Source organism: Shewanella chilikensis (assembly GCF_002836945.1).
In the GTDB taxonomy this organism is placed as follows: Bacteria; Pseudomonadota; Gammaproteobacteria; order Enterobacterales; family Shewanellaceae; genus Shewanella; species Shewanella chilikensis.
Map to the genome: position 1 here is coordinate 12,017 of NZ_NIJM01000013.1, position 15,834 is coordinate 27,850.

General features: G+C 52.1%; 16 protein-coding genes. 5 read left to right on the forward strand and 11 right to left on the reverse strand.

The window, feature by feature from the left end; translation table 11 throughout:
• Window positions 1-4: 4 nt before the first annotated feature.
• From CX651_RS06770 to CX651_RS06780, 3 genes are all read left to right on the forward strand, one after another.
• Complete coding sequence (locus CX651_RS06770) at window positions 5-496, forward strand: hypothetical protein (protein ID WP_071476301.1); 492 nt, start codon at window positions 5-7, stop codon at window positions 494-496.
• 124 nt (window positions 497-620) lie between these two features.
• On the forward strand, window positions 621-1,265 hold the full coding sequence (locus CX651_RS06775; RefSeq protein ID WP_101054987.1) for an alpha/beta fold hydrolase: 645 nt from the start codon (window positions 621-623) through the stop codon (window positions 1,263-1,265).
• A 2-nt stretch (window positions 1,266-1,267) separates the two neighbouring features.
• Window positions 1,268-1,657, forward strand: coding sequence for a DUF423 domain-containing protein (locus tag CX651_RS06780; protein ID WP_025887273.1), 390 nt, complete (start codon window positions 1,268-1,270; stop codon window positions 1,655-1,657).
• 184 nt (window positions 1,658-1,841) lie between these two features.
• Here CX651_RS06780 and CX651_RS06785 read toward each other — a convergent pair whose 3' ends face one another.
• Window positions 1,842-3,980, reverse strand: a complete 2,139-nt coding sequence (locus CX651_RS06785) for a M3 family metallopeptidase (RefSeq protein WP_101054989.1) — start codon at window positions 3,978-3,980, stop codon at window positions 1,842-1,844.
• A gap of 273 nt (window positions 3,981-4,253) precedes the next feature.
• Here CX651_RS06785 and CX651_RS06790 point away from each other — a divergent pair, with 273 nt between their 5' ends.
• Window positions 4,254-4,832 (forward strand): thymidine kinase, encoded by a 579-nt coding sequence (locus CX651_RS06790; RefSeq protein ID WP_101054991.1) that lies wholly within the window; start codon window positions 4,254-4,256, stop codon window positions 4,830-4,832.
• Between the two features lie 78 nt (window positions 4,833-4,910).
• Window positions 4,911-5,921 carry a tetratricopeptide repeat protein gene (locus CX651_RS06795; protein ID WP_101054993.1) on the forward strand — a complete coding sequence of 337 codons (1,011 nt, stop codon included), beginning with the start codon at window positions 4,911-4,913 and terminating at the stop codon, window positions 5,919-5,921.
• Between the two features lie 30 nt (window positions 5,922-5,951).
• On the opposite strand, the gene CX651_RS06800 is transcribed toward CX651_RS06795, so the two are convergent.
• The 10 genes from CX651_RS06800 to CX651_RS06845 form a co-directional block, all read right to left on the reverse strand.
• Complete coding sequence (locus CX651_RS06800; RefSeq protein WP_101054995.1) at window positions 5,952-7,067, reverse strand: FUSC family protein; 1,116 nt, start codon at window positions 7,065-7,067, stop codon at window positions 5,952-5,954.
• A gap of 204 nt (window positions 7,068-7,271) precedes the next feature.
• Window positions 7,272-7,733, reverse strand: coding sequence for a methyltransferase family protein (locus tag CX651_RS06805; protein WP_101054997.1), 462 nt, complete (start codon window positions 7,731-7,733; stop codon window positions 7,272-7,274).
• Window positions 7,734-7,946: 213 nt separating this feature from the next.
• A complete protein-coding gene (locus CX651_RS06810) occupies window positions 7,947-9,338 on the reverse strand; it encodes an NAD-dependent succinate-semialdehyde dehydrogenase (RefSeq protein ID WP_089110952.1) in 1,392 nt (463 codons plus the stop codon).
• A gap of 342 nt (window positions 9,339-9,680) precedes the next feature.
• Window positions 9,681-10,793, reverse strand: coding sequence for a glycerol dehydrogenase (locus CX651_RS06815; protein ID WP_101054999.1), 1,113 nt, complete (start codon window positions 10,791-10,793; stop codon window positions 9,681-9,683).
• 310 nt (window positions 10,794-11,103) lie between these two features.
• Entirely contained in the window at window positions 11,104-11,625 is a 522-nt protein-coding gene (locus tag CX651_RS06820; protein ID WP_101055092.1) for a hypothetical protein, read from the reverse strand.
• 212 nt (window positions 11,626-11,837) lie between these two features.
• Window positions 11,838-12,878 carry a linear amide C-N hydrolase gene (locus CX651_RS06825; protein WP_101055001.1) on the reverse strand — a complete coding sequence of 347 codons (1,041 nt, stop codon included), beginning with the start codon at window positions 12,876-12,878 and terminating at the stop codon, window positions 11,838-11,840.
• Window positions 12,879-12,967: 89 nt separating this feature from the next.
• The gene (locus CX651_RS06830; RefSeq protein WP_101055004.1) at window positions 12,968-13,411 is read right to left on the reverse strand and encodes a hypothetical protein; all 444 of its coding nucleotides are present in this window, start codon (window positions 13,409-13,411) and stop codon (window positions 12,968-12,970) included.
• A gap of 64 nt (window positions 13,412-13,475) precedes the next feature.
• Entirely contained in the window at window positions 13,476-13,898 is a 423-nt protein-coding gene (locus tag CX651_RS06835) for a DUF1801 domain-containing protein (RefSeq protein WP_101055006.1), read from the reverse strand.
• A gap of 100 nt (window positions 13,899-13,998) precedes the next feature.
• Window positions 13,999-14,388 carry an NUDIX hydrolase gene (locus CX651_RS06840; RefSeq protein ID WP_101055008.1) on the reverse strand — a complete coding sequence of 130 codons (390 nt, stop codon included), beginning with the start codon at window positions 14,386-14,388 and terminating at the stop codon, window positions 13,999-14,001.
• 39 nt (window positions 14,389-14,427) lie between these two features.
• Window positions 14,428-15,570: a DUF5694 domain-containing protein gene (locus CX651_RS06845; RefSeq protein WP_229839769.1), complete on the reverse strand. Its 1,143-nt coding sequence runs from the start codon at window positions 15,568-15,570 to the stop codon at window positions 14,428-14,430.
• Between the last annotated feature and the right edge of the window lie 264 nt (window positions 15,571-15,834).

The window sequence follows — 15,834 nt, forward strand, 5'->3', positions numbered from 1 at the left end:
GTAAGTGAAAGATGAATACTCGATACTCACTAAACAAAATATGGATACTTTCCCATTCCAACAAACACCTGCACCAGTAGGTGCTGCAGCACCGGATCTGTTATTGGAAATGACCTTTTCTCCAAAGCTGTTCATTATTGGTGATATAGCATCCAAACTGGAGCCATTGGTGCAGCATGGTGTTGAATGGCTGGATGCTCGTGTTGACAATTCGCCAAGTCAACCTTCGGATGAACAACTCGAGGTATATGACAACTATCGAATGCCTTATATCCAGCAGACGTACAGATTGACGGATAAAGAAAAGCAATTTGGTAAGTTGAATTGGTTAGATACTGATTCGACAGAGTTCGATTTTTCTAAACTGGAAAATATTCCTGTGGAACAAAGGTTAATATTTAAACTGGAAGAGGACTTTGGCTTGGTGTTTATTCATCAAAGTGTGATTGATTTATTGAAAGAACATGTAAAAACGGTATGGGTAAGAGATATATAATTACCGCTTGGTCGTTTTTTAACGCTATTTTTTAATAAATTGATTTGTCAGGAAAGTACGGTATTTAATATTGTGGTTTATTCGAATCCAAGCATGAAAATTATTGTATCTTCGAACAGGGCTAATGATGGACTTGAACACTAACTGGCTGCTAGATCAAGGTAAGGACAATGACACTCTGGTGTTGTTTGCCCATGGAGCCGGTGCCGATATGCACAGCGACTTTATGGCGGATTATGCCGCGCTGTTGGCCGCCAGCGGCCCGAGCGTGCTGAGGTTTAACTTTCCTTACATGGTCAAGCGCGGCGAGGATGGCAAGCGGCGTCCGCCGGACCGGGCACCTGCGCTGCTGCAGTCTTTCGAGCAGACCTTGGCGGCAGCGGTTGCCGCGTTTGCGCCCAAGCGACTATTTTTGATGGGCAAATCCATGGGCGGGCGGATGGCGGCCATGCTGGCGGCCAATGATAAGTTGGCAATGACCCCCAGCGGCGTTATCTGCCTTGGTTATCCGTTTTTGCCGCCGAAGAAGACCGAGCCCAGACTTGAACCCCTGTGGGAATGTGCCTCGCCTCTGCTTATTCTGCAGGGCGAGCGCGACAGCTTTGGCAAGCGCGAGCAGTTGGCCTCCTGGGCGCTGCCCGAGCAGGCCAAAGTACGCTTTATTACCGACGGAGATCATAGTTTTGTGCCGCGCAAGTCGTCGGGAAAGGATCTTAAGGCTAACCTGCAGGATGCAGTGAAAGAATCACTTTTATTTATCGGGAGTTAGTTATGCGTAAGGGGTTATTGTTACTGGCGGCCATCAGTGGTTTCTTTGCCGTTGCTCTGGGAGCTTTTGGCGCCCATGGACTCAAGACCATTGCACCTGCCGAGTTGATTGCAATATTCAACCTGGGGGTTGAGTATCAGTTCTATCATACCTTTGGTTTGATAACCTTGGCCTTTGCCGGTCACTGGTTTAAGTCGCGTCTGATTGACTGGGCTGCCGGGCTGTTTATCGCCGGGATCTTTATGTTCTCCGGCTCGCTGTATCTGTATGCCCTGACCGGCACCAAGTGGCTGGGCATGGTAACCCCCCTCGGTGGCAGCTGCTTCCTGGTGGGTTGGCTATTGTTGGCGGCAGCGGTATGGCGTCATCGCATGGATGAAACCGGGCTCTGAGTTTATGACTTCCGCAAGCGATGTTTTTTAATTGGCCTCCTGAGGTTACGGCAACTGGATTGCTAGCCAGATAAGCGTGAGGCTTTTAGGAAAAGAATAAAAAAGCACCTTAGGTAATAACAACCAAGGTGCTTTTTGTTGTTTAAGCCACAGATGAGTCTCTATGGCTTAGATTGCAGGCTTATTAGAGCAGACCGCGACGCTTGAGCAGGGCATCGGTTGTCGGCTCCTGGCCACGGAAGTTTTTGTAGGCTTCCATAGGTGGCACGCTGTTACCCACTTCTCGGATAGTCTTGCGATACTTCATGCCGATATCGCGCTTGAGGCCGCCTTGGCTCTGCACATAGGCAAAGGCGTCGGCCGCCAGGATTTCGCTCCACATATAGGCGTAGTAGCTGGCGCTGTAGCCACCCGGGAAGGCGTGGGCAAAGTAGGTCGACTTGTAACGTGGTGGCACGGCTTCAATGTTCAGGCCGTGTTTTTCAAGTGCCTTGGCTTCAAATTCGGCCACATTTTGCAGTGGTGCGTCTTTGCCCAGCGAATGCCATTCCATGTCTACCAGGGCGGCTGCCATATATTCCAGGGTGTCGAAGCCCTGGTTGAAGCTGCGGGACTTCAGCAACTTGTCCAGCATCGCCTTGGGTAAAGGCTCACCGGTTTGGTAGTGCTTGGCATAGTTGGCCAACACTTGTGGATGACCGGCCCAGTCCTCTTCGAAGGTAGATGGGAACTCGACAAAGTCACGGGATACCGCAGTACCTGACAGGCTGGGATAGGTTACTTTGGAGAACATGCCATGTGTGCCATGGCCCAGCTCGTGGAACATGGTGGTTACTTCATCATAGCTGACGAAGGTGGCTTCGCCTTCCGGTGCCTTCTTGATGTTCATCACATTGACCACCACAGGCTTTTCACCCTTGAGCAGGTTCTGACTGACGAAAGAGCTCATCCAGGCACCGCCGCGCTTGCCTTCACGGGCGAAATAGTCGCCGTAGAAGATGGCCATGCTGCTGCCATCGGCATCAAACATTTCCCAGGCTTTGACATCAGGGTGATAAACCGGCAGATCCGGCCGTGGCTTGAAGGTCACCCCATAGAGTTGGTTGAGAGTAAAGAAGACGCCGTCTTCCAACACTCGATTGAATTCGAAGTAAGGCTTGAGGCTGGCCTCATCCAGATCATACTTCTCCTGGCGCACCAGCTCGGCATAGAAGGCCCAGTCCCAAGGTTTGAGCTGGAACTTGCCACCTGTCTTGTCGATCATCGCCTGGATATCGGCGGCTTCTTTCTGGGTGTTGGCGATAACGGCAGGCACCATGGAGCCGAACATCTCATAGACGGCCTCGGGCGTCTTGGCCATTTGTGGGCTCAGACGGTAACTGGCCCAGTTATCAAAGCCCAGCAGGGCGGCACGCTCGGCACGTAGTTGTGCCAGACGAGCGACCAGAGAGGCGGTTTCATTCTCTCCTTCAAGGCCGCGGTAGGCAGAGGCTTCCCAAATCTGCTTTCTCAGCTCTCGGTTTTTCAGCTGAGTCAGCACAGGCTGGCGAGTGGTGTTGGTGATGCTGATAAGGTATTGGCCATCAAGACCGGCGGCCTTGGCATCGGCCACGGCATTGCGAATGGCCGAGTCGGACAGGCCGTCCAATTGAGCGACGTCAGCCACAGTTACGGCAATCTCTTTGTTCATCCGCATCAGTCGTTGCTGGAATTCGTTCACCAGCTTGGACTGTTCTTCGTTCAGAGCGCGGATCTGGACTTTCTCGTTCTCGGTCAGCTTGGCGCCGGCGAGCACAAAGCGTTGGTGGTACACCTCAATAAGGCGCACTTCTTCGCTGCTCAGGTTCAGTTGCTGACGCTGGGAGTAGAGGCTGTCGATACGGGCAAACAGCTCCGGGTTGAGATTGACGTTGTCTGAATGGGCCGCCATCTTTGGTGCCATTTCACCCTGAATTTTACGCAGTTCAGGGTTGGAGTTGGAGCTGGTCAGGTTATAGAAAACGCTTGAGGCGCGGCTCAGTAGTTCACCGGACTTTTCCAACGCCACGATAGTGTTGGCAAAAGTGGGTTTCTCTGGATTGTTGGCAATGGCCAGCACTTCCTGGTAGTGCTCGGCAATACCGGCTTCCAGCGCGGGCTTGAAGTGTTCATCTTTGATCAGGCGAAAATCCGGAGCCTGATATTGCAAGGTGCTCTTGGCAAAAAGTGGGTTGTTTTGGGTGGCTTCAGCTCTTGCCAGATTGGTGTCTTGAGACGTGTGGGTGCTGCAGCCAGAAATAGCCAGAGTGGCGCCAACGGCCAGCGCCAGAAGAGATTTTCGCATTGATATGACTTCCATCTTTAGTTATGAGTTTTTTAGCGCAATTTAGCACTTGTTGCTTAAAAGTGGCTGAATTTGATGATTATAGCCTACATAATCCTGATGTTTATATGCCAGAGGCTTATTGAGGTAGAAGTGTAACAAATTGATTTTAATGACTAGATTCAGTGAATGCTGAATCAATGCCCAAGTTTGATGGCATGGGGCATGCGTCCTGTATTTATGTGGTAAAAAGTGTAAAATTGCGGCCGGAATTTTTCTCAGGGGAGAGCCGTTTTGGCGCAACTTTATTTCTACTATTCGGCGATGAATGCCGGAAAATCCACCTCTTTACTGCAGTCATCTTATAACTATCGCGAACGTGGCATGCACACCCTGGTGATGACCCCGGCGATAGATGACCGTTTTGGAGTGGGAAAGGTCGCCTCCAGGATCGGTATTGAATGTGATGCACGTATTTTTGCCCATGACGATAATCTGCTTGAGATGATCCGCGCTGAACACGAACGCCAGCCTCTGCACTGCGTGCTGTTTGATGAATCCCAGTTCCTCAGTAAAGAGCAGGTCAAGCAACTGGCCTATGTGGTCGACATCCTGGATATTCCCGTGCTCTGTTACGGTTTGCGTACCGATTTCCAGGGCGAGCTGTTTGTTGGCAGTCAGTACCTCTTGGCCTGGGCCGACAAGCTGGTAGAACTGAAAACCATCTGTCACTGTGGTCGTAAGGCCAATATGGTGATCCGTCGTGATGGGGTGGGTAACCCGGTGCGCGAAGGTGAGCAGGTGGCGATAGGCGGCAATGAGAGTTATGAGTCTGTCTGTCGTAAGCACTACCGCGAACTGATTTGGGACTGATGCGAGGCGCAGTATTTAAAATACTCAAAAGATAAAAATTCAATCGCGAAAAGCCAAAGATATAAAGAAAGGAAGCTTATGTCGTTCAGTTCTCCCATCGGATATTGCCTGTTATGGCGGGTGTTACCGGTTTTATTGTTGAGTTTGTCACTGGGCTTAAGCCAGTTGCAACATGCTGTCGCCGGGCAGAAGGTGCCAAATTCAGAAGTTAAAGTGATTCAAAAGCTTATTTTTGAAAGGAAGATGGCAGAGGCGGCGCCCAGGCTGGATACGGCCATGGCAAACTACCCGGATTCGGGGCGGCTGGCATTTTTGCTTGGTCAGCTTTATTACTTCAGTAATCTCCCTAATTATCCCAAGGCGGTGGCAGCCTATGATAAGGCCGAGCTCATGCTGTCCAAGGACCCTGAGCTGTATTTTTTCCGCGCCGCGGCCAAGGCTCAGGTGCTGTCCGCTTATTCCCAGCGCCAGAGTCCGGACTATGTCGGCGCACTGGCCGATTACCGCAAAGCCGAGGCTTTGGGATCGGAGCGGGATCTCAGGTTGGATATTGCCAGGGCAATCTATGAAACCCGGAACTATTCGGCGGCGCTGGAACAGATAAACCGCTATCTCAATAACAAGCCTCAGCTTTGGGCCGATGGCCAGATGCTCAAAGGTAATATCCTGGCACAAATGGGCCAGCATGAGGCGGCGCTCAAGAGTTATCAACGCGCTGCGAGGCAGTATGACTATCTGGATAAGCTGCAGTTCTATCAGGCTGTCAGCTTGCGGGCGTTGGGACAATCCGATGAGGCTCTAGCGCAGCTCGACAAGGGGTTAAAGCGTCAGGGCCGTGCTTACTTGCAGCTTGTCTATCTCAAAGCCATGCTGAGCTATGAGCAGAAACAATACCAAGAGGCGGCCCTGTTGTACCAGCAGCTGATTGAAAGGCGCCGCGACTGGGCCTTACCCTTACTCGGCTATTACAACAGCTTAAGCCAGATGGGCGAGGGACCCATCAGCATCAGCCATATACTGGATCTGGCACTCAAGCTCGACCCCGAGGTTGTGGTTCACTTTCATCAGCAGGATCTGTTGCGACTGTAACGCCCGGCAATTGGCTGATTACTCGGCCAATTACTCGGGAATATCCAACTGGCGCTGGGCAGATGCTTTGCGCTTATAGGCCAGATCCAGACTGGCCAGCTCGCCATGAATGGCCAACAGTGCCTGGGCAAGTTGATAGATAAGCCAGCTGTAACCGCTGAGCGCAAAGTCTTGATGCGCCGCTTCCGGCGAGTCGTCGCTCGATTCAGATGGCAGTTGCTTAAGCAGCTGTTGCTGCAATTGATAACCAAGTCCCAAGGGGAGTTTAGGACAGTCGGGCGTGTTGCCGGCCACATAGTCCGCCAGATAGGCGAACTCTCGCTGCAGCCCACTGGCCACCTGCTTAACTCTGGCGTAAGCCGCATCTTCTTCGGCCTTCCAGCGGGTGAGCAGCAGTAGTTCCAAAAGCGTGATCACCCTTATCTGTTTGTTGGCCAGCTCGGTTAGAGTCTGGGCCTCTTTCTTTAATGTTTGGCTTTCCCATTCCAGCGAAAACAGCAGCTTTTTCTGCGCCAGCACCGCCTTCATTGCCGTCTCCAGCGACTTACGGGCATTTTCCGGTTCTTCCTGGCCGGCATTGAGATGCTGCTCCAACACTTGGGTCATGATTTTCAGTGAACTTGCCAGTTGTGCCCGCCAGTCCTGTTTGGCCTTGATTGGCAGCACAAACAGGGAGACCAGCACGGCAATCACGCAGCCGATGAGAATATTGGCGGTACGCCACAGAGCTTCTGAGGTGTCGTGGTTGGCGTCACCTATCACTATGATCATGGTGAACCCAGCTACCAGATAGGCATAGCTGTAACGGCCGGCGTTGAGATAACAGACTATGCTGACCCCGAGGATCAGCAACCCCATCAGATCCCAATAGCCGTTCATCAAGATCACCAAAGAGACCCCATAAGCCGAGCCCAGGCAGGTGCCTACAGCCCGCTGCAGCGATTTTTCGATAGCGCCGCCCACCTGTGGCAGGCCCATCATGATGATCACTATGGTGACCATACTCCAGACAAAATGAGGCAAAGACCAGATGGCGTTGATGGCGGCGGCAATAAACAGCGCCAAGGCCAGTTTTACCGTGTGTACGGCACGGGAATGGCGGTAGATAAAATCGGCGAAGGCGGAGGCTCTGGCAAACAGGGGCATGGCAGTGTCTCAAAAATGTGGTTGACCGTCAGCGGCAATTATGCCAGAGATGCGCGGCGATAGCGTCTCGGGGATGAGCTAAAGATGCAAACTGGGAAGCTGAATTAGCGGCGGATAATATGGTTGTGAGCTGGGTCACGGCTATAGTGCTCTGGGAGCAAGCATCTTTGGCTCCGTCATGCTTTTTCTTCGCTAGATAAGCAGCTAAATCCAGCGTCTGACTTTTTGACAATACAAGCGGTAGCTGTCACCAAAGAGTTGCTGCATTGCCCGTTCTTCCGGAAGGATTTGAAAGCGTTGCAAATAAGCAACAAAAAGGGCGATTAAAAACAGTAACCAGAGACAGTTGAGAAAGACGGCCTGTGCCAGCAGCAAGAGTACAAACCCCAGGTACATGGGGTTGCGTGAGCAGCGGTAAATACCTGAGGTCACCAAGGCCGAACTCTGTTCCGGCACCCTGGGATCCGGCGTGGTTCCATGGCGTTTGAAGCTCAGTACTCCTGCCAAAGGAATAACCAGCCCAGCAGTCAACAGAGAAACAGCGAGCCCCAAACTAAAGGTCGGATGCAGGTTTGAAGAGGGTAAGTAATAGGATGTCAGTTGCAACAGTAGCGCAAACAGCAGCAAGAGCGCCAGGGGTGGCAGTTTCTTTTCCAGTCCGGACATGAATTACACGGTTTTGAGTATTAGGTATCGGTTAAGATGACATGGACAAGGTATTGAATACAAGGGCATACCATTGGCTATTCCCATTTTGGCGCAGCCGCGTTCTGTGCTTTGCGCCAACACCAGTCAGTTTGCCAGTCGATTTGATTGTGGCGATAAAAGACCCGGCCAGGTGACCGGGTCTTTATCGAACTAAATATGCTTCAAGCGCGATCAGAAGGGGGCGTTGATATCCACCACGTTGATCAGCTTGTGGTTGACGAACTCTTTCAGGCCTAAGTCGATCAGTTCACGACCATAGCCGGAGCGGCGGATGCCGCCAAAGGGCAAATCAGCCTTAACCATGGTGGGGTGGTTGACAAACATCATCCCGGTAGAGACTTGCTTGGCTACCGCCAGACCGCGCTGTTCATCGGCGGTGAACACAGAGCCACCGAGGCCGAAGGGCGAATCGTTGGCAATGGCAATCGCTTCCTGTTCATCCTTTGCCTTGAGGATCATGGAGACAGGGCCGAAGAACTCCCAATAGTAAGCCGGGTTGTCCGGGGTCACATTGGTAAGTATGGTCGGCTGTACAAAAGCGCCTTGCTCCGGCACTTTGGGACCAACTTCGGTAGCTGTGGCACCATGCTCAACCGCTTCACGAATTTTCTGCTTCACTTCATCGGCAGCACCCTGGGAAGACAGGGGCGCCAGAGTCGTGTTCGGATCCATAGGGTCACCGGCTTTAAGCGCGGCTACGCCTTTGGTATAGCCTTCCATAAACTTGTCATAAATGGCTTCCACCAGGATCATCCGTTTGGATGAAACACATACCTGACCGGCATTCCAGTGACGGCCGAATACCGCCCAATCTATGGTTTTCTCGAGTTCGGCATCTTCCAGCACGATAAAGGCGTCAGAGCCGCCCAGCTCCAGAGTGGATTTTTTCAGCGCCTTACCGGCCTGAGAGGCAATAACGGCGCCTGCACCTTCAGAGCCGGTCAGAGCCACGCCATGTACCTTGGGTGAGTTGATGATCTGCTCGACTTGATCCCGGGTAGCATACAGGTTCTGGAAGGCGCCCTGTGGCAGTCCGGCATCCCGCATCAGGCTCTCAAAAGCGGCGGCGCACTGAGGCACATTGGAAGCGTGTTTCAGCAGCAGGGTGTTGCCGGCAGAAAGTTGCGGAGCCAAGATCCTGGCTATCTGGTAATAGGGGAAGTTCCAGGGTTCAATGGCCAGCAAGACCCCAAGAGGTTCATTGACCAGCAGCGCTTCCCCTTCGGCGGGATCGGCCACAGGCAGTTTCTGCGGTGCCAGCAGTCTCTCGGCATGCTCGGCATAGTATTCGAGGATCTGCGCCGACAGTTCTACTTCGGCCTCGGCCTCTCCAATGACTTTACCCATCTCTAGGGTCAGCAGCTCTGCATAGCGGCGCTTGCTGTCTCTGAGCAGGGCTGCAGCCCGATTGAGTATTTCAGCCTTGTTGGCAAAAGAGGTATTGCGCCAACTCAAAAAGGCCTGGTGGGCCGATTCAATTGCCTCTGTGACTTCGGCATCAGTGGCATTGGGAAATTCTTTGATGAGCTCTCCCGTGAAGGGATTGATCGTTGCATATGCCATGTGTTCCTCCCAGCGTTGCAAGTAATAGGGTATTGATGCCAACTCCTGGCATCGGGTGAAAATGTTTGAAGTTATCGTGGGTTTTGCCCCTCAGAGGCGAGTGGCAAGAAAAAGCTCAAACCTTTCTACGCTTTAAATGGCGACATTTGTGTGATCTTGATCGCATCAGTCGCCTGATGTCTACCGGTCGGTGATTTTTAATCCTTTTTTGTTAATTCTTTGTTTTTAAAAAAACTTAAAAACAGCATTGACCAACAAAAATGCAACTTATCGTTTTGATCTTGCGCAAGGGAAGATGCAACCCCTCGCTTTCGGGAGAGAGGTTGCATCCTTTGCATCTTGTCAGTTCTGGTGGCTATAGCGTTCGGTCATGGCATTGGCTGCGATCATTGCCTGATAGACATCATCGGCACTGACCGCCATAGGCATATTGCCCATGGTATCGCCTTCGGCGCAGGCGATTTCGGCAACTTTACGCCACTCCTCCTCACGGAATTGTTTCAGCCCCATATCTGCCAGAGTCAGCGGCAAACCCGCGGTTTTAATGATGCGGACAACATTGTCGATTTCGCTCTGTGGGGCGTTTTCCAGCACCAGTTGGGTCAAGAGGCCAAAGACTACCTTTTCGCCATGTTGGGCACCATGCAACTCGGCAACTGCCGACATGCCGTTATTGACTGCGTGCGCTGCCGCCAGGCCACCGGCTTCGGCACCAACACCGCTTAAATAGATGGTTGCTTCTATGGTTTGCTCCAGCGCCGGGGTGACTATCTTATTGTTTACCGCATCCATGGCGGCGGCCACATTTTCACTGAGCAATTGATAGCACAGTTGTGCCAGACCAAGGCCGGTACGGGAAGGCTTTTTCAGCACCAGGTTGACACCGTCGGCTTGATAACAGGCCCTGGCTTCAAAGTAGGTGGCCAGGGCATCGCCTATACCTGCAGCGAAGAAACGCGCCGGCGCGGCAGCGATTATGCTGGTGTCGGCAATCACGGCATCCGGATTTTGTGGCAGGAACAGATAGCGTTCAAACTCACCCGCTTCGGTATAAATCACTGATAAAGCCGTACAGGGAGCATCGGTTGACGCTATGGTGGGGTAGAGAACGACAGGGTGCTTAAGGTAGAAGGCAACGGCCTTGGCGACATCCAGTGTCTTACCGCCGCCGACACCGACAATTACGTTGGCATGAGCCTGCTCAGCCAGGGCGACAAGACGCTGGATCTCGACTTCGCTGCACTCGTAGTTGAATTTTTCCAGTTGGTTGTTGATGCCGTTTTGCTCAAGCCCCGTCAGGGCTTCGTCCTCAAGCCTGCTGAGAATAAACTCATCGGCGATAATAAAAGCATTGTCGCCGAAGTCATGCACATATTCGTGCATTTGTGACAATAAGCCTTTGCCAATAATGAACTTTTTGGGAGATGTGACGGTACGTGGAACTGCTGTGCTCATATGGCCTCCATTACATTCAGACTCGGATCCTTGTTCAAAGAGACTCTATCACAGCCAAGATTTAATGCTATGGCGTAATCATCTGGTTTTTATTGGATTAACAGTAAAATAAACTGCAATGAGGTTTTGGTCCCTGGTCGGGGAACTGCCACTGGCCTTTTATTTGGAGAGGTTGCAGTGATGGATATTAAAACCTAACCGGGCAAGGACTGGGGAGAGCGGCGGCAAGATAGCAACAGTTATTGAGCTTTGCTTAAGGTGGTGGCAACTGGATAGTCGCCACCTTTTTTAGCGGAACGATGTTCGGCCGCTATCCATTCCCTTTAGGAGGGGATTGGCGGCATTGGTTCAGCAGGGTTTGCAAGTGGCCACCGAGCTGCTGATCTTTAATATCAGTGCCGTTTTTCAGTAGCTGTTCGACATCCGCCAAAGCCTTGTCTATTCCCTGGGATTCGATAAGTGTGCTGACATAGGCGGCGAGATCCGCGCCCTTATTCAGCAGTGCGGCTGCGTTTTCAAAGCTGAAGCCTTGCTCCAATAGCTGTTGAATTTGGCCGAGTAGCTCGCTGACCCTGGCGGGCTCTGCCAATACGCCATCGACCTGGATCAGTTCACCAAGCGGATCCTGGCTGAGCTTTTCAGCGACGCAGGCGGTCACTGAGCTGACCTCGGCGCTGCGATTGATGGCATCCAGACCTTGAGAGCGGATCTGCTCAATGGCTTGTTGTAATTGCTGATCCCTGGCGAGCCACTGCTGCTCCAGTTGTGCCTTTTCATCTGTGGCAAACCAGCCGCAGCCGGAGAGAGTGCCAAGGGCAAGCGCCGAAAACATCCAGAGAGCTGCTTTTCTGGCGGGGAAATGCTTTTTGCCTAGGGTGTTGGACTGCTTCATCCACAGGACTCCTGCAAAGGTTCTTAGAAGTCACAGTATCGGCTATCAGCCTTAAGCCGGGCTGAACAGCTTGAGTCCTTTAGTTGGTATGCGCATTTAACAGCAGGTTGGGCAAGGTAGACGGGAGCCTAGGCTCCCAGCCTGTTTAGAGATTAAAGCCCGGCGAACGTAAAGGGCTTGGCCGTGACAAAGTCCGGTAGTGCGTTACCTGAGTAGAGGCTGCTGTTGTTAATGGTCAGCTTTTTCACCTTTTGCAGCTTGTCAAAGTTGATGCCCTTCATATCGACCCAGAAGGTGTTGGGGGTCAAGGCGGTTTCAAAGTAATACACCCGATTTTTATGATCCGAGACCGAGCGCCACCGGGTTGAAGAGATATTCGGCTCAGTCTCGGAAGCTATGCCGAAGGGCACAGAGGCGTTACGAATGACGCTGAAGGCGCCGGCAACCGCTACTCGGGTATTGGCTGTCTTGGGAATGGCATCCATATAGAAAGAGGCCCTGACAAACCTGTCAGCGGCGCGGTTGGTTCCCGGTAACATGGTGAAGCCGCCAATCTGCTGCCAATACTGGTTCAGTGCCAGTTGCTGCTCGAAGATGGGGGAGTTGGTCATGACCCGGTACTTTGGGTCGTGATGGATTACCAGCTTGCCGTCTATGTACTCGAATATGGCGCTGTCACCTGTGGCATCGGAAATCGACAGATGCAGGGTGGCAAAGCGTTGGGTGCCGGGAATATTGGCGGAAACCACCACAAAAGGCTCGGCTCTCAAAGCATCGACAGTTTCGGCGACTGTGGCAAAGTTATCCAGTACATATTGCACCCAGGCGGCTACCGACAAGCCTTTTCGTTTACCCTGGTATTCGGGATAACTCGACTCTGCCAGCCAGAGCAGATTGGCCACCAGGCCCTTCTCATTCATGCCGTCGGTGCTTGAGATATCAAAGGCGCTGGTGATCAGGCTGCCGTAGCGTGAGGTCCAGGTGACTGAGTTGTCGCCGACTGCCCCATGACGCTGCATGCCGCGGGGAAACAGCCACAGACTCGCTGGGATTTCGTCGCGCCAGTCCATGGAGCGGGCGGTGATCACCAACTGGTCTTCGCCGTGATAGACGGCGCGGGTACAGGCCTGCGCAGTAGTGCCAATAACCAGCATTAACGCGCTGCTGATTAAAGCGATGAGTTTACGATTCATAGTGACTTCCCTGTTTGATTGCCAAAGAGAATGAATAAGTTAAAGGTGTTGAATACCTGATGGCAAGCCTGGTTTGTTTATTCTGCCCATCAGTGCTGCCTCAAGTGAAACAGTGCCTCCAGACCTGGGTTTTCTGTGTCTTCCCCCGGATGATACAGGTAACAGCTGATGCGGGCATAGTTATCCAAATCGCCGCGCCACAGGCAGCTGGCTTCAATATCCCGCTCTTGTTGCTGAAAGCGGATCCTAAGCACCTTGGCATCGCCGTTCAGCACCGGCTCTATGGTCGCGGTCCCTTGAATGCTTACACCTTCTATCTCCCGATGCACCTTAAGTTCGCCGCCCTGTTCATAAATGCTCATTTTGCCCGTGTAGCTGGCATCTGAGTCAATGGCTTTGCCAACCAACTGATAATGGCCCTGCAGATACTGCTTGAAAAGCTCATCTACTTCGGCCATTGCCGTAGGCGCCAGGCAGAGGGAAATTAAGGGCAAACATAATATTGCCAAACGGCGAATAAACAGTTTATTCATTGACCTTCCTTAGATTTGTACATCTATAGCTTGGTGCATCTTTGCTGCTGCTCTGGCAGCCTACTTACCGCTTTGATTGTTTCAGGGCCTTGTTGTGGTTGAAGTCGGCAGCGGCGCTTATCAGTGCCTTGAAAGCCGCTTCATCCAAGGGTTGGCCCTGGGTAATATCTATGGCTCTACGCTGTTTGCCCTCAAGACCTGCATTAAACAGCTGGTGGGGATCCGCCAGCGAAGCGCCATTGGCAAATGTCAGTTTCAATTTGGCTTTGTATGACTCGCCGGTACAGAGTATGCCTTGGCTTGACCATACAGGTACACCGGACGGGTTGGTTGGCTTTACCCATTTGCACTCTTCAACTACCTCGGGAATCGCCGCCTTGATAAGTTCGCGGATATGGCCAAGCATCTCGGCGCGCCAGCCGCCCAGGGCGGCAATCTTGTGGTCGATAGAAACGCTACCGTCAGTTTGCTGCAATTTTTTGTCCATCTGTGTTCTCCCTGGCTCGCTTGCGAGTGCGAGCCTGACTCTGTGTTATCTGGCTGCAGGATAGACCAAGTTGGACAAAGGTGCTCCGGCGAACGTCGATTCAATGGTCGCTGCCAAGCAATTTTACGATTGCCTGCTGGGCCGCCGGTGCGCATTTTGCCATATCTGCTATGCCTATCCAGTCCAGGCTTTCTATCTCGGCTGCGGTATTGATGTCGCCACTAAAGCCCGCGCTGAAACAGTGCATGGTCAGCTCAGTGTCCTCAAGGCCAAAGGCCTTATCCGTGATGCTGAACCTGTGGCAAATGGTGTCTTGCTGCAGTTCTATGCTGAGCTCTTCCTGCAGTTCCCGTGTCAGGGCTTGTTCAAGGGTTTCACCTGGTTCAGGTTTGCCGCCGGGAATAAAGAATGTATCTTTGCCCTTGGATTTGACACACAAGACTTCAGCGTTTTTTTTATGTAGCCAGGCGACACTATGTAATTGTTTCATGGGGTTCCTTGTTTACAACTAAAACCAGCTATTGGCTCTTCAGCGGTTGTCATGTGGACTTTGGGGGGCAGTAAAATACTGCTGCGGCTGGATCAGTTTAACCCCTAACATATTGGCCAAATACTGCTCCAGAAACACCTTGTGGCTGGCTCCGACTATCACCAGCACTCGACCTCCAGGGTTAGCTGCCACCACGCGCATGATGTGCGAGCTCATGTTGAGATTGCGTATCTCCCAAAGGGCAACCCGGGAGAGCGCCGCATCCGGGGGTAAATCTTTATCGATAAACAGGCTCCACTCCTTGTCAATGACGGCCGTCTGGTACTCCTGGCTGTTTAGCCAGGAAAAGAGCGGCAACCAGTTGCCTGTCTCGAGCGCCTCAGTCTTTAGCCTTTGTGGCTTGTTGATATAGTCGCTTTTGGCCAGAGCGGCGGCATGAGGCGACTGATTGTAAGACTCCAGCAGTCGCGCTTCGATGGGGCGGTAGAGATCTTTATCCAGATGATCATCTATCGGATAAATGCGCTTGAGCTTCAGTGCCATGGCCAGGTTGTTGCCAAGGGTGTTTTTCTCGTTATTGCTCGCGGCAAGTTGCTCCAGGTAGTGCTGTAACTCGGTGGAAATCGCTGTGCTCGCTGCAGTTTTGTCCAAATAATGCCAGTGCAGCAGGGCTAGCTCTTTGTGATAGGCGGCAACGGCTAACTTGATGAGTCTTGCTCGCTGCACAGGTTCAAGGCTGGCCTTATCCAATAAGGGCTCCAGACTCTCAAGCGCCTTTTGCGCCGAGAGCTGCAACTCCTGCTGCTCCTTTATCGCCAGCGCCAGAAATCTTTGTCCTACAAAATGATCCAACACAGTTTGATACTCGCCTGAGCCGTTGATCATGGTGGCAATATCCTCTGGCCGCAGTGACTCTACCGCTATGGCCGTAGGCTGGTAACGGGAGAGTGGCTCAAGGATCGAGGATAGAGAGCGGCTGTCCAATTGCTGTTTGATATTGCTCAGGTGCAGGCTGCCAAGCACCATCACCTGAGTCTTGGGTTGGCTTTTGCTACTGAGCCTTTGCAGTGCATGCTCAGCCCCTGGCGCTTGAGCGGCGACAGGGTCTGCTTTGGCCGTTGTTATATGGACAATACCCGCTGCCGACAGGCAGATAAGAAAAAGCAGCGCTTTAATGGTCAAGTTGAGTCTCCCAAAAGTGATTGTTTTTGGCTAATACCATGAGATGGCAGAGGTATAACAATACTGGCCGTAGAAAAACTTCTGGTTAACTTTTCACATAGAGACTGTTGGATGATGCTGATGATTAAAGCATCTTGAATTCCACCAGACGGTATGTTGAGTTGATTTATTGCAACTGGGAGAGATGACAAACTTCCCTGTTACTTGGTGGATGATCCTGAGGTCATCCCATCAAGTCTTCACGTCCCGGCCTAAAGCGGTTGC